This window comes from Parabacteroides acidifaciens, from assembly GCF_003363715.1.
GTDB lineage: Bacteria > Bacteroidota > Bacteroidia > Bacteroidales > Tannerellaceae > Parabacteroides > Parabacteroides acidifaciens.
In genome coordinates this window covers 30590-51225 of the sequence record NZ_QREV01000013.1, presented here as the reverse complement: position 1 = coordinate 51225, position 20636 = coordinate 30590, and the positions used below count along the sequence as shown (strand labels likewise).

Sequence of the window (20636 nt, the reverse complement as noted above, 5' to 3'; positions counted from 1 at the left end):
AGATATGAATACATTAAAATATATAGTTTCATCTATTCTCGGAGGCGCTTGCTTCTTGGGGTTGTTTGGCGGTTGCCAGAGTTTGGATGAGAATCCGGCGGGTACGTTGGTTGCCGATTCTTATTTCTCTACGGAAGAAGATTTGGATGCAGCACTGACGGGAGTTTATGCACAGTTGGCTTCCAACCGTTGGGGCGGATTGGGGCATACGAATATTTGGGTTCCTCTGATGGGGGCGGACGATTTGACTTCGCAGGCCGGTAAACCGGATTATGTACAGTTCGACACCTTTAACCCTTCGTCTACGAATGACGGTTTGAAAGCAGCTTCGTGGACAGCTCCTTTCAGGGTTGTTTTCGCAGCCAATAATCTGTTGAATAATGTCGATAATATGACCATTGCTGAATCTGCAAAGACGAAGGCTAAGTCGGAAGCGCGGTTCTTGCGTGCCTGGTCTTATTTCTGGATGGTTCGTGTTTTCGGTGAAATACCATTGCAATTGGATAACACAATGAATTATAATTTGCCTAAGTCTCCGATCAAAGAGGTCTATACGCAGATTATAGAGGATTTGCAGTATGCGATCGATAATCTCCCGGACGAATTGCCGGCCAGTGTCGGACGTCCGTGTAAGATGTCGGCCAAAGGCGTATTGGCACAGGTCTATCTGATGATGGCAGGTTATCCGCTGAACGAAACGGATAAATATGCCTTGGCTGCTAAGGAAGCGAAGGATGTGATCGACAGCGGTCTTTTCTATTTATTGGAGAATTTCGCTGATTTATGGAAATGGGATTCGGACGGAAACCCTGAAATCCTGTGGGCTATTATCTTCTGTAATTTTAATGATTGCGGAAATCAGAATATGAATACGTTCACGGGCCTGAATACACAGCCGAGCGAGGAAAATGGATGGGACCAGGTGTTTTGCGAGATCGGTTTCTTTAACCGTTTCCCGGAAGGACCGCGTAAGGATGCAACTTACTTGACACTCTTTACAAGCCGTACGGATGGTGCGCAAACGCCTTGGCAGGAAAGTACTTTCAAGCATCCGTTCTTAGCTAAATATCGCGATGGGATGGTTCCGAACGAACCGAACTACAGCGGTAGTGACCATATGGGTGGCCGCGACCTGAACTACCTGCGTTTCGCTGAAATCCTGCTGATTTATGCCGAGGCGCAGACGATGGCTGATGGGGCTCCGAATGCGATGGCTTATGATTGTGTAAATAAAGTTCGTCGTCGTGCCGGACTGGAAGATTTGCCGGCAGGCTTGAACCAGACAGCTTTCCGGAATGCCGTGATTGATGAGAAGGGATGGGAATTCTGTGGCGAATACTGCCGCTGGTTCGATCTTGTCCGCACGGAGAAAGTCGAGGAGATGAACCAATATAAAGATGCCGACGACCTGAAACCGCAAGGTTCGATCGACAAGAGCAAATATTTTGCTCCGATTCCTTATACGGAAGTCTTGCTGAACCCGGCTCTGGGTGATTGATAAAAAGAAAGAGGCTGTCGGGATTCCTAAAAATCAGTTGCAGCTTTGTAACGAGTTTTTGAAGTCCCGGCAGCTTTTTTACGTTAAAAGATGCTTTCCGGATGACTCATTCGGATAAACCTATTACATTTAGGGAGAAATTCCTGTAAATATTACAATTATGAATAAAACGGTTTTAATTCTCTTACTCGTTTGCCTGTCCGTTTGCGGTGCACAGGCACAGATTTCCTGGCCGGACGGTAAAAAAGCTGCCATAGTATTGACCTACGACGACGGGCTGAAATCCCAGCGCGATATCGTGATGCCCCAACTGGAAGCGAAAGGTTTCCGGGGAACCTTCTTTCTCTATGGCCAGGTCGTGAAAGACAGCGACATCCCCGAATGGCGCGAAGCTGCCCGGCGCGGACACGAATTGGGCAACCACAGCCTTTTTCATCCATGCCTGGCCGGAACAGTTGAAACATCATCTTCTTCACTCTGCCGCTCCCTCGAATGCTATTCGGTGAAAGACATGCTGACGGAGATCGGGATGATGAACAGTTTCCTCTATGCCATTGACGGGAAAAAGGAACATGCCTACGCCTATCCTTGCGGACAAAGTGTAGCCGGGGGAGAGGATTATTCCCGGCCTTTGCTGGACTCCGGACTGGTCAAGTATTGCCGTGGAGCTGCCGGGCGGCATGTGGTGGAAGATGCGAAGACGCTGAATTTTGCCTTGATCCCGACTCTTCCCGCCTTGACCGGATGCAAGGCTGACGACCTGATCAAATATGTGCAGGACGCACTCGACAAACACGGACTCGGCATCATCGTCTTTCATGGCGTTGGCGGCGATTATCTGACGGTCGATGCAGCCGAACATCAGAAGTTAGTGGACTTCCTGGCTGCCCATTCCGATGAAATCTGGGTCGGAACATTCTCTGATGTGCTCGATTATGTAGCTGAACAGGCTAAGAAATAGAAATCAATTTTATATTTGAAAAAACCAATGTATATACGAATATTCCTGATAATTGTCACTTTATTGTTCCCTGCCGTCCGTTCCGGTCTCAGGGCACAGGCCTCTATTATAAAGATAACGGATGATATGGTGACGGATGAATCCGGCTCGGGTGACTATATGTCATGGTTCGATGAGCAGGATATGAGTAAAAGACCGGTTACCCGGTGGATCACTTCTGGCAATGTGAATTGCTGGCCGGCCGGGTTGGTGATCGATTTGAAACGGATGTACCGCATTGACGCCGTTTATGTGTTCGACGCTCCGAAGTCTTATCGTGTGGAAGGCGGCTATCTGAAAGTTTCGGGCGGGCGTCCTTTCGAATGGTGCGACTCGGTCAGGCAACCCCTCCGCAATGGCGGGAAGTGGGTGAAGATCGCTTGTCCGATGCAAACTCGCTATATCCGGTTGCAGAAGAATGCAACCGTCATGTGTAATCTCGACGGGCAATACCCGGAGAATTGCGACCTGGCCATCAATGAGATTCTGATAGAAGGCGAGCCGCTCGGTGATCTCGAACCTGTGGCCAAGCCTGCCGGAAAGCGCCCCGAACCTTGTCCGATGGATCTTTTCATCGGTATGAATTCCTATATCAATACCCCGGATAAGGCACACGAAGCGGTAGGTTGTGTCCGTGAATACCGGCCTTGGGGTTGGAATGGCGTGACGGATCTTCAAACCCCTATTTCATGGGCGACTTTGCGGGATGGCAACAGTGATGATTATTACAGGAAACTGAAAGAGATGGGTGTCGATTGCATCCCCTGCATACACCGTCATGTGGATGCGAAAAACCAGGCCGAGCGCATCCCTGATTTCGGAGGTGATCCCGCTAAGCCCGAGACATACCGTGTCATGGCCGATTATTCTTTTCAATATGTCGCACGCTATGGTTCCCGGAAGATACCCGACCGCTTGTTGCGTACTACAGAAGCCGCCCCGAAGAAAAGCGGACTCGGCTTGATCCGGTATTTTGAGAACTGGAACGAAGGAAACCGTGAATGGGGCGATCCCGGGGAGCATTTCAATCCTTATGTGTTTTCCGCCTTTTGCAGTGCCTCCTACGACGGCCATTTAGGAACAATGGGCGAGGGCTTCGGAGTAAAGCAGGCCGATCCGGATATGAAGTATGTATTCGGCGGCTTGGTCGGTTTGTCCCTTAGTTATATCCAGGCCATGAAGCTGTGGTCGGATTACTACCGCAACGGTTCTTTTCCTGCCGATGTCATCAATGTGCATCATTATTGTAACACACGTGGCAAGCAGCATCCGAAAGAAACAGCCTACGGGATCAGTCCGGAGGAAGACGGGTTGAAGGAAAAACTGGAAAAGTTAGTGAAGTGGCGGAATGCCAACCTGCCGGACAAAGAGATCTGGCTCACCGAATTTGGTTGGGACACCGATCCGAACACTTACCAGTCCGCAGCCAAAGGCCATAAGCTTTATCCGGACGGAATCACCATGAACGAGATTCAGGGGCAGTGGCTTGTCAGAGCTTACCTTGCCGGTTCGGCTGCCGGGCTGGACCGCATGATGATGTTTCTGGCCAACGACATAAAAGGCTATACCCTGGGGGTGTACGGAAGTTGCGGATTCTTTACGGTGGATGGCGAATACAAACCATCCTGGTATTACGTCAAAACAATGAAAACAGCCCTTTCCGGTATGGTGTTCGATGCCGAATGTGCATCGGGTAATAAGGATATTTGTGTGTATCGCTATAAAGACCGGAACACCGGAAAGCTGGCATATGCCCTCTGGTGTCCGACCAGCGACGGGACACGCAAAGACCGCTACCAGCTTCGCCTTGACTATCCTTCTGCCAAAGAGGCTGTACAGGTTTCTTTGGAGGATAAGAAAGATTTTGGTGAGAAACGAACGCTTTCTGTCAAAGCCGGCAAGGTGGAAGTCGATGTCAGTGAGCGCCCCGTCTTTATCCTTGTTGATCGGCCGGAGGAGGATGCTTCTCATGTAAAGGTGGACACTTCCGGAGATTTTATCACCTATGTTTCCCCGTATTATGCCCTTTCCTGGGCAAAAGATTTTCCGATGATGTCTTATTTCAATGTCGAATCGGGCGGAAGGAACAGGCGTTATCAGGACAAGTCGCTGCTGCGTCCCGGAAAAGGCGGATGCCTGATAGGAGAGGATGAAAGTTCTTTCGGCAAACAGGCGCCTGCGGTTTGCGACGGTTGGAAAACGGTTTATGAAGATGTGCCTCTTGGGAGGAAGAACCGGCTGGATTGTGTTGTCGAACCTTCGGGTGATAGGCGTTTCAGCCTGTCTGTCCGGAGTGTGTCGGATGCTATTGAAGGCGAGTTTTTCCGTGTGCATACTGCTCCCGATATTTCTCCGGTTTCCGTATGGGCGGAGAAAACAACGCGGGAACCCTCTTCTCAATATGATACTCCTGTTTCTATCTATACACCGAAAATAATAAAAGCCTCTTTCCGTCTTCCTGTCGTTTTGCATTTCCCCGACTGCGGGTTGGTGAAGGTTGAAGCTGACGATCCCGACATTTATCTGCAGGAACATTTCGTGCCGGACTACGACAATACCGGGCTCAACCTCGGCCCTTTCAATCGTGGAGGGCATGCCTGGCGGAAGTCCGTCCACACAGGTTCGGTCATCCTGTCTTTCCATTCGGAGAAACCGTTGAAGGAGGCCGGATTAACCTTTACGGTGCTCGAAGAAAACTATCCGCAGCTTCCGGGCTGTGACTTCTCGGACGCTCGCTTCGACGGCTTGAAGCGTTGCTGGCAGAACACATTTACGGTCAATCCTATCCATCAGTCGATGGGCGATAACATCCTTTTGGAAGGCGTCGGTCATCTGGCTTTGGCGTTTAAGGCGGATATGATTCCCTTCACGCCCGCTTTGTCCGGGACGTATTCGGTATGCGACGCTCTGCGTACTTCCATCGAAGTGGCCTTGCGCGAACGGATCGGCGAAAACAATCGCCTTGGCGGTGGTTACGGGTGGGAAAGTACTGAAGTGACGCTGATCTCCCTCTATGACTACCTGTTAGCGACGAATGATTGGGCTTTTATCCGGCGTTATCAGGATGAGATTTCCCGGCTTGTACGCGGTGTCTTGGCTACTGATACGGATGGAGATGGTATTTTTGAATCTCCTTTTCACGGGAATTATATGACTCCGAACCGCGAAAGCCTGAATTGGTGGGACGATTTTGCATTCGGGCATAAAGACGCTTATGTCAACTTGCACGCCTATCGTGCTTTGACCGGAATGCAGAAAGTGCTAAACCTGCTTGGTCTGCCGGATGAAGCGAAGGCGGTTGGTACTCAGCTTGATAAGTTCCGTTCGGCCTTTGATTCCACATTCTATAATCCGGAAACCGGAATGTATGCCGGATGGATCAGCCGTGACGGGAGAGTGCACGATTATCAGTTCACCTTTATCAGTTCGATGGCGATCAACGAAGGCTTGGTGCCCGAAAAGCGTGCCCGTCAAATCCTGCAAAAGATGTTGAAGAAGCTGAAGGAGGAGGGATATGATTATGTCTACGGCATACCCGGCCCGCTTGTTCCCGTAGCCAAAGAGGACTTGGGAACCTGGGAGGAAATGACTCGCTGGGGACGCTACGAGAATGGCGGCCTTTGCGGTCAGGCGGCTTATCATTTCATTCAAGCATTATATAACGTTGGAATGCGCCGTGATGCCGACGAGATTCTATTCACCATGATGGCAACTTACGAGCGCGAATATACCCATTCCGGCGTATTCACCGGCTATCTGCAAAGTGTAGACTGGCGGACAAAAGGAGGGGCTCCTACCGGATATAACTATCTGGCAGATAATTACTATTTCCTGCTTGCCGCCGTTACGGGATATTACGGAGTTAAATACCCTGAGCTGCAGGCTCCGTCTACCGATCCCGCTTATGCCGCGACACTCTACGGTGACCGCCTTTTTGACGAAGACTGGAAGTTCTGCGAAGATTCCGTGGTGGATGCCTCCGGTATCTCCTTCGACGACTCCAGTTGGCGCACACTCACGCTTCCGCACGATTTCAGCATCGAACGCCGCTATCCGAAGGACGACCGACACGTTGGCCCGTTTGTAAAAGGGATCAAGGATTCGGTCTCCACCGGGAATATTCCAGGTGGTACAGGTTGGTATCGCAAGCGTTTCATATTGGACGAATGGACTTCCCGACAACAGGTCGGTATCCGTTTCGATGGTGTGATGGAACGTTCAGATGTCTGGATCAACGGGCATCACCTCGGTTTCCATCCGAATGGATATATGCCTTTCGGATACGATCTGACTCCATTCCTGAATCCTGCCGGAAAAGAGAATTTAATTGTAGTCCGCGCCTTTAATCCCGGCGATAACAGCCGGTGGTATCCTGGATCGGGCATCTACCGGCATGTCAGGCTGGCTGTCTCCGGTAAGCTCTTTATTCCGGATGATGAGGTACAGGTACAGACACCCGAAATCACGCCCGCACAGGCAAAAGTGGACATCACTCTTCCTGTCCGGAACCTGACGGATGCAGAGGCGGATGTGGTTGTGCAGCTTACGCTTGTGCAACCCGACGGGACTGCCGTCGAGACGAAAGAATATCCCGGCAAGATCAGTGCAAACGGGTCGGAGACTTTCCGGCTTACAGCTGAAGTGGAGCGGCCGGAACTATGGTCGGTCGACTCTCCTGCCTTGTATGAAGCCCGCATTCGGATTCTCTCTTCAGATGAAACGACCGATTTCTACCGGACTGCTTTTGGCATTCGTTCGTTGGATTTCTCTGTGGACAAAGGTCTCTTGTTGAACGGCATCCCTGTTAAGTTGAAAGGGGCTTGTCTGCATCATGATAACGGCCTGTTAGGGGCAGCCGCTTATGACGGTGCGGAAATGCGCAAGGTGCGCCTGCTGAAAGAAAACGGCTTCAATGCCATCCGCACCAGCCATAACCCGCCTTCCGAACAGTTTCTCGATGCCTGCGACCGTTTGGGGATGCTGGTGATTGACGAGGCTTTCGATATGTGGGAACATCCCAAGCGCGACTTGGATTATCATCTCTTTTTCCGGGAACATGCGGCACGGGACCTGGCGTCGTTCGTGAAACGCGACCGTAATCATCCCAGTGTCATTATCTGGAGTATCGGCAACGAGATATATGAGCGTGCCGATAGTTCCGGGCTCAGGATTGCCGCCGAATTGGTTTCGGTTGTGAAGTCCCTCGATACGACCCGCCCCGTCACGCAGGCGATTTGCGCTTTCTGGGAACAGAAAGGGCGTGTGTGGGAAGAATCCGCCCCTGCGTATGCCCTGCTGGATTTGGGTGGCTACAATTACGAAAAAGGGCGTTACCTTTCCGACAATAGGGCGCATCCTTTCCGGATAATGGTCGGCACCGAAAGTTTCCCTATCGAGACGCTTGAAAACTGGCAGGCGGCAAATCTTTATCCCTTTGTGTTGGGAGATTTTGTCTGGACCGGAATGGATTATATAGGAGAGGTCGGAATCGGTAATTTTAGTTACACCCGTGACGACAGGCCCTATTCGACGCCCACCCGTTCGTGGCCCTGGTATCTGTCCAACTGTGGTGACCTGGATATAAACGGAGATAAGAAACCGCAGTCTTTCTTCCGTGATGTGGTGTGGGGAAGGAGTGATCTGGAACTGCTTGTCCATGCTCCTGTCCCCGCAGGTGAGCGCGAAGTGATCAGCAAATGGGGCTGGCCGGACGAACAGCCTCATTGGAACTGGCGGGGGCATGAAGGGGAAACGCTGAATGTCCGTGCTTACTCGCGCTGTGACTCCGTGCGGCTGTACCTGAATGGGAAGTTGTTGGAGACGAAGGCCGTAACCGGTAAGTTAGTTGCAGCCTTTGATGTCCCCTTCTCGGCGGGCGAACTTCTTGCTGTCGGTATAAAAGAGGGGCGGGAGGTCGTACGTAAATCGTTGCAAACAACCGGCCGCCCGCATCATATCGTGCTGGTTCCGGAGAAGACAACGGTAGCAGCCGATCCGAATGACCTGGCTTTCGTGCAGGTTCGTGTCGTGGATGAGGAGGGACGCGTAGTACCTGATTGTCCTGTCCGCCTTCGGTTCTCAGTGGAAGGAGAGGGCACTTTGCTTGCCTCCGGTAATGCTGCGCCGGATGATATGGAGAGTTTCCGTAATCCGGCCTGCACTACGTATCAGGGAAAGTGCCAGGTTATTTTGCAACCTGGCACGAAGAGTGGAACAATGCAACTGAAAGTTTCAGCAGAAAGAATGCCCGCTGTGGAGATGGAAATCAACGTTGCTTCGGTCAGATATGAACCGATGCTTGTCAGATGAACAGGTTCACATTCGCTTCCTCCGCCCGTTCGAGGTAGGAAGCTACACCGCCCAGCGTGACGTTGTCCAGCAGTTCCTCTTTCTGTATGCCCATAACGTCCATGCTCATGGTGCAGGCAATCATTTCGATACCATTGTCTACGGCTTGTTGTATGAGGCTTTCCAAGCTGTCGATCCGCTTCTTTTTCATGATGAGGCGCATCATCCGGCTTCCGGCGCCGCCCATATTCATTTTCGACAGTTTGAGCTTTCCGCTGTGGGCCGGGAGCATCCAGCCGAACATTTTGCCGAAAAGGTCTTTTGAGACGGTTGGTTTTCGGTGTTTCTTGATGATGTCCAGTCCCCAGAAGGTGAAGAACATTGTCACTTTCCGGCCTGTCGATGCTGCTCCGTTGGCAATGACGAAGGAGGCCAATGCTTTGTCGAGGTCGTCACTAAAGACGATCAGTGTCTTGTTGTCGGCCGTCTTGCCCGGAAGGTTACAAGCCTCCTGCTTCTCCTGTTTGCGGATTGTGGCGGCAACTACTCCGTTTTTATTTTCTAACGATACCAGTTCGGCACCGGTCATTTTGCACCAGGAGGCTACATCTTTGCCGAAAGCCTGGTCGGTGGCTGTAATCAGGAGCTGTTCGCCTGTACCCAGTGCCGCATAGTTCTTCTTCAGTTGCATCACGGGGCCCGGGCACATCAGTCCGCAGGCGTCTACTTTCAGGGTGGTGGCTTGGGATGCCGAACATCCGCAGTTTGCAGCCTGCGACGAGTTAGCCGGGCAATCGTCTATCTCTTTAACAGGGGCGGTCGCTATGCTCCATGTCTTGTAACCTCCGGACAGGTTGCGCACATTTGTAAACCCGTTCTGCGTCAGAATGCGATAGGCCAGGTAACCACGCAACCCGACGGCACAGGTCACGACGATCGGTTTCTCTTTTGGCAGTTCGGCAAGATGTTCGCGCAGTTCGTCTACCGGGATATTGATAAAACCGGGGATCGTGCCTAATTTGTATTCCTCGCGTGTACGGACATCGAGCCGTATCGTGTCGGCGGATAGTCCGTCTATTTCGCGCCAGTGGATGATCCGGGATTTTCCCTTCAGTATATTCTCGGCAACGAACCCTGCCATATTCACCGGGTCTTTGGCAGACGAGTAGGGCGGAGCATAGGCGTGTTCCAATTCAATAAGGTCATAGACCGTTCCACCGCGTTGGATCACCTGTGCCAGCATCTCGATCCGTTTGTCCACTCCTGCGAAGCCGACTACTTGCGCCCCTAACAACTTCCCGCTTTCCGGAGCAAACAGTATCTTGACAGACAGCGGAATGGCGCCGGGATAGTAGCCCGCATGCGACGCGCTATGTGTGTAGGAGGACAGATAAACGATCTTCTCCCGTTTCAGCAACTTGGCATTGGCGCCGGCAGTGGCAACCGTCAGGTCGAACACTTTGGCGATAGATGTGCCCATCGTTCCCGGATACACTTCTTTGTTTCCGTATACGATATTATCGGCTACGATCCGGCCTTGTTTGTTGGCCGGTCCTGCCAACGGGATGAGGGCCGGCTTGCCGGTCACGAGGTGGCGTACCTCTACGGCATCGCCAAGGGCATAGATGTCCGGGGCGGAAGTCTGCATATATTCATTGACGGCAATGCCTCCCAACGATCCGAGAGACAGGCCGGCCTCTTTTGCCAATCTGGTTTCCGGGCGTACGCCGATGCTAAGCAATACCATGTCGGTCGCAATTTGTTTGCCGCTGCGCAGGTGTACGGTCACACCGCCATTCTTTTCCTCGAATCGGCTGACGCCATCCTCAAGATGCAAGCCGACTCCTTTGTCTGTCAGTTGCTGGTGTACGATTGCTGCCATCGAGAAGTCTAACGGGGCCATCACCTGGTTTGCCATTTCCACTACATCGACGTGGATTCCTTGTTCATGCAGGTTCTCTGCCATCTCTAAGCCTATGAATCCGCCGCCCACTACAACGGCGCGTTTGGGCTTTTCTTCGTTGACGTATGCCTTGATCGTGTCTGTGTCAGGCACGTTGCGTAGGGTGAATATCTTTTTGCTTCCGATTCCTTCGATGCTCGGGCGGAGCGGTTCGGCACCCGGTGAGAGAACCAGCTTGTCGTAACTTTCCGTATAGGTTTCGCCGGTGGATAGGTTCTTCACTTCGACCTCTTTTTTGTCCGGACGGATGGCAGTCACCTCCTGTTCGGTGCGGATGTCGATGCGGAAACGGTTTGTAAAGCCTTTTACCGTCTGCACGAATAGTTTCTCACGGCTGTTGATCGTGCCACCTATGTAATAAGGTAGTCCACAGTTTGCATACGATACATATTTACCTCGTTCAAATAGGATGATATTGGCCTTTTCGTCCATCCTGCGCAGGCGTGCTGCTACGGTAGCACCTCCGGCTACACCTCCGATAATCAAGTACTTCATATTGTTATAGTTATTTATGTTTATTATACATATTTGCTAATAGAAAGTTTTTGGGTAAAAAAAGGGATCAACCTTTTTCCATACAAGCTTTCAGTTTCCCGAACAGTCCGTCGAAGCGCAGCTCCGCGTTCATCATTTGCCGTATTTTTTCTTTCCCGTCAGGAGTGAGGGAGAAGAACATCTGCCGTTTATCGTTTTTATTGATATTGCGGCGGATATAGCCTTTGTTCTCAACGGCTGTTATCACTTTCGAGACGCGTGAGTTCGACAGGCCGATGTATTCGCTGATCATCCCAGCTGATTTTGTCTCGCCGTCTTTCAGGCAGCAGAGCAGCATGGCCTCGTTGATTGTAATATCGTGTACTTCGGCAAATGCTTTCTCGAATTGATATAATGTTTTGTATATATCTTTAATCGCACAAATTGATTCCATGTCTTTGTTTATTGTTGATGTGTGCAAAGATATATATTATTTTTAATATGAATATTGTTTAGTGGAAAATATTTATCCGGATATAAATGTTTCTTTTTGAAACCGTCCGGAACCGTCGGAAAACAAAAAAGAGAATAGATATGCTCCATTCTCTTTTTTGTGTGATAAGTTAAGAATACGTTTAGTCTCTGTTAGAGAAGTATTTCATAAACTGCGACCGTTCGTACATGGCCGGGTTCGGGATGTTGGCATAGTTCAGCTTGCCTTTGAACTGGTCGAGCGACTGGTAGTGTGCCTGGTGCATCCATTCTTCTATGCAGGTAAGCACTTGTGAGATGATTTCTGCTCCATGCGTGTAGATTGCGCTGCACATTTGTACGGCAGATGCGCCTGCCAGCAGGCATTTGACGACATCTTCCCAGTCGTGTACTCCGGTAGAGGAGGCGATGCTGATTCCGGGTATCTTGCCGGAGACAATGGCTGTCCAGCGCAACGTATCGCTTAGGTCGGAATGGTTGCTGAATACGTTACCGGATACGATTTGCATATTGTTGATGTCGATGTCCGGTTGGTAGAAACGGTTAAAGAGGACGATACCGTCTGCACCGTTTATCGTCAGCGTATGGGCAAGTGCCGGAATATTTCCGACCATTTTGCTTATTTTGATCATCACCGGAATGGAAATGGTTTCCTTGACTTTACGGATGATGCTGACATACAGGTCGCGCATGTTTTCACTGCTGTAGGTCAGATCCGTCTCCAGGAAGAACACGTTAAGCTCGAGAGCATCGGCTCCTGCCAGCTGGATCTGGCGTGCAAACTCGATCCATGCATCCGATTTGTAGCAGTTGATGCTTGCAATGACGGGGATGGTGCATAGCTCTTTCGTTTTCTGGATCAGTTCCAGATAGCTGTTAATCTGATTGGCTTTTACATAACCGTGTATGTAATCGGCTGCTTCGGGATAATCCGAATCTTGCATCAGCACGTCGCTCTGCATTTCAATCTGCTCTTCGAAGAGTGATTTCAATACGATGGCACCTGCACCTGCTTTTTCAAATTCTTTATTCCGTTCAGGGTTGTTTGTTAATCCTGAACTGCCAACGATCAGTGGATTACGGAGCGTAAGGCCCGCATATTGGGTTTTAATGTCAATCATGTCAGATTCAATTATGTTCAACGATTACAAAAGTAAATATTTATTTTGTCGAATATTCATTCATGCTATTTAAAATGGTTAAAAGCTCAATACTCCCTTTCCCCGAAAATACTTGTGCCGACACGTATCATTGTGCTGCCTTCGCGGATGGCGATAGGGTAGTCGTGGCTCATTCCCATGGACAGTTCACGAAAATGGCTGTTCCCTTTAAAAACAGAGTCTCTTAGCTCTGTAAAAAGGGTGTGAAGCGTATGGAACTCCTGTTGTATCAGCGTCGTGTCGTCGGTGTTGGTAGCCATTCCCATAAGTCCGGAGATACGGATATGCGGAAGGGCGTCGGGCGCCAGTCCGCGCAATAGTTCGCGGCATTCGTCTGGACTGAATCCGTGTTTGGCTTCCTCCTGTGCAACGTGTATCTCTAACAGGACGTTGACGGTCCGTTCGTGTTTGGCTGCCTGTTTGTTCACCTCCTGTAGCAACTTCAGCGAGTCGATGCTGTGAATGGTGTGGATGAACGGCGCGATGTCTTTCACCTTGTTACTTTGGAGCGGGCCGATAAAATGCCATTTTATGTCACCGGGCAATACTTTTTGTTTCGCTGTCAGTTCCTGGGCCCGGCTTTCACCAAATACACGTTGTCCGGCATCGTAGGCTTCCTGCAGGGCCTCGACGGGATGAAACTTGGAGACCGCCACCAGCGTGACACCTGCCGGCAGCGATGCTCTCAGTCTTGTTATATTTTCGGTGATGCTCATGCCTCTCTTGCTTCCGCCTGTTTTTTCTGTTCGGCTATCAGTTCTTCTCCGGATTTCTTCTCTGCGGGGACGTTGTTGGCGTCAAAGGGGAAGACGTCCATCAGTTGGGTTTCCGCAACGGATGCGATGGTATAATCGGCCAATGTGCCTTTCATGCCGTCTTCCAATACGGCAATGGCATCTTTCAGGTTGGAGGCTTGCGCCAGCATTTGTGCAGCGGTTTTCTTTTCGGCTCCGCTCTTTTCGTCGAGCGTGATGAAGTAGACTTTGATTTTATAGAAACGGTCGCCGTTTTCGTTGAAAAACAATTCCGACAGGCGGGCGCGTTTGATGTCTGTCACTGTAAATTCCCCGGATATGAAGGGACGGATTTCTTCGATGATGCGGGCTTCCGCTTCCGTGAACGACAGGGCGTCAACCAGATAAGGTTCCGTCACTTTCTTTTGCATTCCATTCTCCAGCACTTTTTCGAAGGAGACTTTACATTCAAACCAGTTGTGCATATTTTATATGTTTAATAATGTCCGTACTTATATTACAAATACAGTACAAATATAGCGGCAATTCGGGAATTAAACAACCGGAACCGGTTTCTTTGTCAATTATTGGAATCCTTGTGAACCTTTCGATGTATGCTTTGGTTATATAAATGTAGTGTGTTTTTTCATGGTATTAGATTTTTAGATTAGTAATTAGGTTGTTTTGCCCGGTTCGTGAAGGATAGGGCAAAGGTTCTAAAATATCAGAGCCGGTGTGTTTCGGATTTATCCGGTGCATGCCGGCTCTTTTATTTTTTCAGAACTCGTCGTTGGCATAGAGGGCCAGGAGGTTGTTCATCTTGTAATTGAAAATTTCATCGTCATTGAAGAAACGTTTCAGTTCGATAGCTGCCGTTTCAGGCGAGTCGGAGGCATGCACGATGTTTTCCTGGACACTCATGCTGTAGTCTCCGCGTATCGTTCCCGGCTGGGCATTCCTGCCGTTGGTGGCTCCCGCGAGTTGGCGCACGACGTGGATGGCGTCTACCCCTTCCCAACAGCATACGATTACGGGACATACCGACATGGCGTCTTTGATGCGCTGGAAGAATGGTTTTTCTTTCAGGTGCGCATAGTGTTCACTGAGGATCTCGTCTGTCAGCCAGGTCATTTTCATACCGGCCAGGCATAAGCCTTTTCTCTCGAAACGGGAGATAATTTCCCCAATCAGTCCTCGCTGAATGGTACATGGCTTCAGGATAACAAGTGTCTTTTCCATTCTGATTTGTGTTTAAAGATTTGTCGTGATTGTCAAAGATAAGACATTTATTTATAATAGGTTAATTTATAGTATAATTTTCTATAAAGAATATTGGAATAGAGGGTGGAAAAGAATACGAATGTTATTTTTTTGGGACATAACAAATCTTCTGCACACGATGCCGTTTGTGCGCAGAGAGATTGTATTATTTAGTATGCGGACCCTTTTCCCCGCTGGGAACAACCGTATTGACTGACAATAGATTATCTCAAAAACAGTTCATTAAGGTTACATTGATTAACATTCAGACAAATAAAGCTATCAAGGTCCGATTACTTAATATATCTATATTTCCTCCAATCAGGGAATGTATCCCGAAGGAAGTCCCGGAGTGTTTGACGATTGACTCCGAATTTCTCAGCGATTTCGTTCATCGAACATTTTTCGTTGATCATTTTCCGGATGACATTTTCCTTCCCGGACAGCTTCACCTGTACTGGTTTTTTCCCTTTGGGGCGTCCGAGTTTCGTGCCCTCCACTTTTTTACGTGCAAGCGCCTCACGGGTCCGTTGCGAAATCAGATTACGTTCGATCTCCGCGCTCAGGCTAAATGCAAAAGCAAGAATTTTGCTATTGATGTTATTGCCTAATTCATAGCGCTCTTTGACGGTAAGAACGATGATATCCCGTTCCATACATTGATGAAGGAAACTCATAACCTGCATCAAATTACGTCCTAACCTTGATAATTCTGTCGTTACAAGTGTGTCCCCTTTACGAACTTGTTTTAATAATCTGCCGAGTTGGCGATCAGATACACTTGTTGTCCCACTGATTGTTTCGTCTACCCAACGATCGATACGGAAACCTTTCGCTTTTGAATAGTTTTCAATCTCGAAACGCTGATTTTCAGTACTCTGCTTATCTGTACTGACTCTTACATAACCGTATATCATACTATCTGAATATTAAATGAATAACTAAAGATACATCAGAATAAGGAATGAAAGGGTGGGATTAGTATTTACCAACTTTTTTTATTGTCGTATGATTATAAGAGAGCATCCCTCGTACAAAGGTGAATATAATAATTTAAACGAAAGACGCCCATAATCCAAAAATTAAATTAAAATTTACGTAGAAAAGGTGGAAAGGAGTACATTTGCCGGAAAGAATTATAGAATATGAAGAAATTATTGTCGCTGCCGCCCAATCTGGTAGGCAGTTTCCATGAGATAACACATACAGGTATTTCCGACTGGTTTTGCACATCCGATCCCGTCGGTGCCCGGCTCGGCTCGGGCGGAGGTACGACTTGGCTGTTGGAAGCCTGTCGCATCGCTGAGGATGGCGGAACGACTGTTCCCGTACAGGAATGGCTGGCAAAGGAGAAACGCATATTGCTGCATGCCGGGGGGCAGAGCCGCCGTTTGCCGGGATATGCGCCGTCGGGCAAGATACTGACGCCTGTCCCCGTATTCCGGTGGGCAAGAGGGCAGAAATTATCGCAAACGCTCCTTTCATTGCAGCTTCCGTTGTACGAGGAGATCATGCGGAAGGCTCCGGATTCGCTGCACACACTGGTTGCCAGCGGCGATGTCTACCTGCGCAACAGCGAGCCGCTGCAGGCGATACCCGAAGCGGATGTCGTTTGCTATGGCCTGTGGGTCGATCCGGCCCTGGCTACCCGTCACGGTGTGTTCGTGTCGAACCGCAAAGCTCCCGACCAGCTCGATTTCATGCTTCAGAAACCTTCTCTCGATGAGTTGGGACATCTGGCCGGCACACATCTCTTCCTGATGGATATCGGCGTATGGCTGCTTAGCGACCGGGCGGTGGAACTGTTGATGAAACATTCCTATACGCCGGACGGGAAGCAGATGAAGGAATATGACCTGTATTCCGAGTTCGGGCTTGCCCTCGGTACGCATCCGCGGATAGAGGACGAAGAGCTGAACGCACTTTCCGTCGCTATCCTGCCTCTGCCGGGCGGAGAATTTTATCATTATGGCACGAGCCGCGAACTGATCTCGTCTACGCTGGCGGTGCAGAATCTCGTGCGCGACCAGCGCGCCATCATGCAGCGTAAGGTGAAACCCCATCCCGCCATGTTCGTTCAGAACGCCGAAGTATGCCGGCCACTAACGGCCGATAACTCCGAGCTATGGATCGAAAACAGTTTCATTGGTAAGGGCTGGACACTTTCCGACCGCCATGTCATCACAGGTGTTCCTGAGAATGACTGGACGCTCCGGGTTCCCTCTGGTGTCTGTATCGATGTGGTTCCGGTGGATAGTGAAGGCTGGGCGGCACGTCCGTATGGTTTCAACGATCCTTTCAAGGGAGATATGGCCGATGGGGAGACGCTCTTTATGGGGTGCTCGGTAGGGGAGTGGGCTTCGGAACGGGGAGTCAGCTTGCCTGCATGTGGTGATATACAGAATGCGCCGCTGTTTCCCGTTTGCCATAACGTGGACGACTTGGGCCTTGTGATGCGCTGGATGGTGTCGGAACCGGAGTTGAAAGAAGGGCGGAAGATTTGGGAAGAAGCCACCAGGATGTCGGCCAACCGGTTGTCCGATGAGGCTGATCTCCGCCGTCTTTTTGCACAGCGCGAAGCATTCAGGCAAAAGAACTGGCCCATGCTTGCGGCCAACCACGATAAAAGTATTTTCTATCAGCTGGATTTGGCTGATGCTGCTTCCGAGTTTGTTGCCGGAGGCCTTGCACTGCCCGAAGCATTGCCGGAAGATGCTCCCTTGATGAAGCGCATACATGACCATATGTTCCGTGCCCGTGTCATGCAGCTTTCGGGTGACAGCCGTTGCGATGAGGAGCAACAGATGGCCTTTTCATTGCTGCGCGAGGGACTGACCGGCACGATAGCTGACGAGAAGCAATCGCCGCACCTTAACGTTTATCGCGACCAGATTGTCTGGGGACGTAGCCCTGTGCGCATCGATCTTGCGGGAGGATGGACAGATACGCCGCCTTACTGCATGTATGCCGGCGGAAACGTGGTAAACGTCGCAATCGAGCTGAACGGACAACCGCCCTTGCAGGTTTATGTGAAACCGGCAAATGAACCTCATATTATCCTCCGTTCCATCGATATGGGTGCGAGGGAGTGTATTTCCACCTGGGATGAACTGCGTGATTTCAAGAAAGTAGGTTCGCCCTTCTCCATCCCGAAAGCTGCATTGGCGCTGGCTGGTTTCATCCCCGAATTTTCCGCCGGACGTTTCCACTCCCTGGAAGAGCAGTTGGAAGCATTCGGCTGTGGGCTGGAAGTGACGTTGCTCGCCGCGATCCCTGCCGGTTCCGGATTGGGCACAAGCTCGATCCTGGCGGCTACGGTGTTGGGTGCGTTGTCGGATTTCTGCGGTCTGGCATGGGATAAGAACGAGATCGGCAACCGTACGCTGATTCTCGAGCAGCTACTCACGACAGGTGGCGGCTGGCAAGACCAGTATGGGGGTGTGCTGCACGGGTTGAAGCTGTTGCAGACAGGCGAAGGTTTCCATCAGAATCCATCGGTGCGCTGGCTGCCCGAGTATCTTTTTACCGAACCGGAATACCGGGCTTGTCATTTGCTGTATTACACGGGAATCACGCGGACGGCAAAGGATATCCTGGCCGAAATCGTACGTGGAATGTTTCTCAACAGCGGCACACATCTTGGCTTGCTTTCCGGGATGAAAGCGCACGCTCTCGATATGTACGAAGCAATCCTGCGGGGCGACTTTACAGCGTACGGCAAGCTGGTCGGCAAGACTTGGGAACAGAACAAGGCGCTCGATGCCGGAACCAATCCTCCCGCTGTGGAACGCTTGATATCGCGCATACAGGATTACACTTTAGGATGCAAACTTCCCGGCGCCGGTGGCGGAGGTTACCTCTACATCGTAGCCAAAGACCCCGAAGCCGCCTTACAGATACGCCGCCTGCTCACCGCAGAACCGCAAAACGAGAACGCCCGCTTCGTCGAAATGAGCCTTTCGGATAAGGGGTTGCAAGTGAGTCGGTCATAGGAATCTTAAGTTCGGTCGATATTTTGTGGTTTTACACAGAATATTCGGTCGGAAAAATGTGACTTTTTGCGTAATATTCGGTCGGAATATTGTATATTTGCATGGAAAGTGCTATTAAATAATAGATTGCTATGTACAGAAACATTATAGAACAACTCAAGGAATGGAAAAATAAGGAGCGTAGGAAGCCTCTTATATTGGCGGGTGCACGTCAGGTTGGCAAGACTTATATACTCAAGAAGTTTGGTGAGCAGGAGTTTGCCAACGTGGCTTACATCAATTGTGATGATAATGAGTTGGCAAAAGATTTGTTTGTGCAGGATTATGATATGCAGCGTATTATCCTTGCGATTGGAGCTATCACGCAGCAAAGCATAGAAGCCGGCAAAACATTGATTATTCTTGATGAGATTCAAGAGTCGCCCCGTGGGTTGTCGGTTCTGAAGTATTTTTGTGAAAATGCGCCTCAGTATCATGTGGCTGTAGCAGGATCATTGTTGGGTATCTCTATGCACAGAGGGGAGTCATTTCCTGTCGGCAAGGTAGATATTTTGCATATTTATCCTATGACATTCGATGAGTTCTTATTGGCAAAGGGGAAAAGCCAAATGGTAGATATTCTTCGTTCAAAAGATTGGATCACCATAAAACTTCTTAGGGGTGAGTTTATCAAGGCTTTACGTGAATATTATTTTGTGGGTGGCATGCCTGAATCTGTAAATGAGTTCATTAGGACCAATGATGCAATGAAAGTGAGAGAGATTCAAAACAATATTCTCTATACTTATCAAAAAGACATATCGAAGCATGTACCAATCTCGGAATCCAACCGCATTAATATGGTGTGGCGTTCTATGCCTTCTCAGTTAGTAAAGGAAAACAAGAAGTTTATTTATGGTGTGGCCAAACCTGGAGGAAGGGCTAAAGATTTTGAGGTGGCTATACAATGGTTGATGGATGCCGGATTAGTATATAAAGCAGAAAGAATATTACAGCCTAAAATGCCTTTGAAATTTTATGTTGACATTTCCAGTTTTAAGTTGTTTCTATTGGACTGTGGGTTGTTAGGAGCAATGAGTGAAACACCTCCGGAGAATTTATTGGTGGCGGATAACGGTATGGAGGAATCCAAAGGTGCTTTTACGGAAAATTATGTGATGAGCCAGTTGGTATCTACTCACAACACTTCTGTATTCTATTATAGTAATGATGCGAAGTTAGAAATCGACTTTTTAATTCAGCATGGCAGTAAGATAGTTCCGATAGAAGCGAAGGCCGAAGAGAATCTTCGTTCAAAGTCACTTTCTATTTTTGTTGCTGATCATCCAGAGTTGCACGGATTACGCTTTTCTATGTCGGACTATCGTGAACAAGATTGGATGACAAATGTACCACTCTATGCAGTTTCTACCTATTTTTAGTTCGGTCGGAAAAATGTGATGACAGTTGATTTTAAATATGTTAAAATTTACAATAACCCCCTTTCCGGGATGTTTTTCTATTTCGTCCGAAAAGTTGATCGATTTTGAATTGACTCTTTTCACTGTTTTAACCTGTTCGACTGACAACAGAGGAGATGAGGTGCGCAGCTCGTTCCGGAAAGCGTGCAATTTGATTGCCGGAAACCGGAAATACCGTCAAAGTGATAAAGCTTAACTCCCGGAGAATCGAATATTTGAAAATAAAACGGACAGCGTTCCAAATATCCCAAGGAAATTCAGGTGCATTTTTGCCCTTATGACGGTCCTTTTTCCAATTACGACCGTCCAAATCGT

At 49.4% G+C, this 20636-nt stretch carries 13 protein-coding genes; 5 read left to right on the top strand and 8 right to left on the bottom strand.

Going from position 1 to position 20636, the window contains the following annotated elements:
- Positions 1–4 precede the first annotated feature (4 nt).
- From DWU89_RS07710 to DWU89_RS07700, 3 genes are all read left to right on the top strand, one after another.
- Positions 5–1498: a RagB/SusD family nutrient uptake outer membrane protein gene (locus tag DWU89_RS07710; RefSeq protein WP_115499068.1), complete on the top strand. Its 1494-nt coding sequence runs from the start codon at positions 5–7 to the stop codon at positions 1496–1498.
- A 160-nt stretch (positions 1499–1658) separates the two neighbouring features.
- Positions 1659–2459 (top strand): polysaccharide deacetylase family protein, encoded by an 801-nt coding sequence (locus DWU89_RS07705; RefSeq protein ID WP_115499067.1) that lies wholly within the window; start codon positions 1659–1661, stop codon positions 2457–2459.
- A gap of 27 nt (positions 2460–2486) precedes the next feature.
- A complete protein-coding gene (locus DWU89_RS07700) occupies positions 2487–8807 on the top strand; it encodes a glycoside hydrolase family 2 TIM barrel-domain containing protein (RefSeq protein ID WP_115499066.1) in 6321 nt (2106 codons plus the stop codon).
- Here the strand turns inward: DWU89_RS07700 and DWU89_RS07695 are convergent.
- The 7 genes from DWU89_RS07695 to DWU89_RS07665 form a co-directional block, all read right to left on the bottom strand.
- Positions 8800–11244: an FAD-dependent oxidoreductase gene (locus tag DWU89_RS07695; RefSeq protein ID WP_115499065.1), complete on the bottom strand. Its 2445-nt coding sequence runs from the start codon at positions 11242–11244 to the stop codon at positions 8800–8802. The genes DWU89_RS07700 and DWU89_RS07695 overlap by 8 nt on opposite strands.
- A gap of 67 nt (positions 11245–11311) precedes the next feature.
- The gene (locus DWU89_RS07690; RefSeq protein ID WP_115499064.1) at positions 11312–11677 is read right to left on the bottom strand and encodes a MarR family winged helix-turn-helix transcriptional regulator; all 366 of its coding nucleotides are present in this window, start codon (positions 11675–11677) and stop codon (positions 11312–11314) included.
- 181 nt (positions 11678–11858) lie between these two features.
- Positions 11859–12836, bottom strand: a complete 978-nt coding sequence (locus DWU89_RS07685) for a dihydroorotate dehydrogenase-like protein (protein WP_115499063.1) — start codon at positions 12834–12836, stop codon at positions 11859–11861.
- Between the two features lie 86 nt (positions 12837–12922).
- Entirely contained in the window at positions 12923–13591 is a 669-nt protein-coding gene (locus tag DWU89_RS07680) for a YggS family pyridoxal phosphate-dependent enzyme (RefSeq protein WP_115499062.1), read from the bottom strand.
- Entirely contained in the window at positions 13588–14094 is a 507-nt protein-coding gene (locus DWU89_RS07675) for a DUF4494 domain-containing protein (protein ID WP_115499061.1), read from the bottom strand. Before DWU89_RS07675 ends, DWU89_RS07680 begins: the two co-directional genes overlap by 4 nt.
- Before the next feature lie 292 nt (positions 14095–14386).
- Positions 14387–14848, bottom strand: a complete 462-nt coding sequence (ndk, locus tag DWU89_RS07670; protein ID WP_115499060.1) for a nucleoside-diphosphate kinase — start codon at positions 14846–14848, stop codon at positions 14387–14389.
- A 314-nt stretch (positions 14849–15162) separates the two neighbouring features.
- A complete protein-coding gene (locus DWU89_RS07665; protein WP_115499059.1) occupies positions 15163–15786 on the bottom strand; it encodes a master DNA invertase Mpi family serine-type recombinase in 624 nt (207 codons plus the stop codon).
- Positions 15787–16014: 228 nt separating this feature from the next.
- On the opposite strand from DWU89_RS07665, the gene DWU89_RS07660 reads away from it, so the two are divergent.
- A complete protein-coding gene (locus tag DWU89_RS07660) occupies positions 16015–18861 on the top strand; it encodes a bifunctional fucokinase/fucose-1-phosphate guanylyltransferase (RefSeq protein ID WP_115499058.1) in 2847 nt (948 codons plus the stop codon).
- A 131-nt stretch (positions 18862–18992) separates the two neighbouring features.
- Entirely contained in the window at positions 18993–20282 is a 1290-nt protein-coding gene (locus DWU89_RS07655; protein WP_115499057.1) for an ATP-binding protein, read from the top strand.
- Between the two features lie 127 nt (positions 20283–20409).
- On the opposite strand, the gene DWU89_RS20615 is transcribed toward DWU89_RS07655, so the two are convergent.
- Positions 20410–20636: hypothetical protein (locus tag DWU89_RS20615; protein WP_158543349.1), on the bottom strand; the 227-nt coding region annotated here is incomplete at its 5' end.

What these genes read in the sequence shown, in the direction of transcription:
- DWU89_RS07710 (WP_115499068.1), top strand. Translation starts at nt 5, where the DNA reads ATGAATACATTAAAATATATAGTTTCATCTATTCTCGGAGGCGCTTGC.
- DWU89_RS07705 (WP_115499067.1), top strand. Translation starts at nt 1,659, where the DNA reads ATGAATAAAACGGTTTTAATTCTCTTACTCGTTTGCCTGTCCGTTTGC.
- DWU89_RS07700 (WP_115499066.1), top strand. Translation starts at nt 2,487, where the DNA reads ATGTATATACGAATATTCCTGATAATTGTCACTTTATTGTTCCCTGCC.
- DWU89_RS07695 (WP_115499065.1), bottom strand. Translation starts at nt 11,244, where the DNA reads ATGAAGTACTTGATTATCGGAGGTGTAGCCGGAGGTGCTACCGTAGCA.
- DWU89_RS07690 (WP_115499064.1), bottom strand. Translation starts at nt 11,677, where the DNA reads ATGGAATCAATTTGTGCGATTAAAGATATATACAAAACATTATATCAA.
- DWU89_RS07685 (WP_115499063.1), bottom strand. Translation starts at nt 12,836, where the DNA reads ATGATTGACATTAAAACCCAATATGCGGGCCTTACGCTCCGTAATCCA.
- DWU89_RS07680 (WP_115499062.1), bottom strand. Translation starts at nt 13,591, where the DNA reads ATGAGCATCACCGAAAATATAACAAGACTGAGAGCATCGCTGCCGGCA.
- DWU89_RS07675 (WP_115499061.1), bottom strand. Translation starts at nt 14,094, where the DNA reads ATGCACAACTGGTTTGAATGTAAAGTCTCCTTCGAAAAAGTGCTGGAG.
- ndk (WP_115499060.1), bottom strand. Translation starts at nt 14,848, where the DNA reads ATGGAAAAGACACTTGTTATCCTGAAGCCATGTACCATTCAGCGAGGA.
- DWU89_RS07665 (WP_115499059.1), bottom strand. Translation starts at nt 15,786, where the DNA reads ATGATATACGGTTATGTAAGAGTCAGTACAGATAAGCAGAGTACTGAA.
- DWU89_RS07660 (WP_115499058.1), top strand. Translation starts at nt 16,015, where the DNA reads ATGAAGAAATTATTGTCGCTGCCGCCCAATCTGGTAGGCAGTTTCCAT.
- DWU89_RS07655 (WP_115499057.1), top strand. Translation starts at nt 18,993, where the DNA reads ATGTACAGAAACATTATAGAACAACTCAAGGAATGGAAAAATAAGGAG.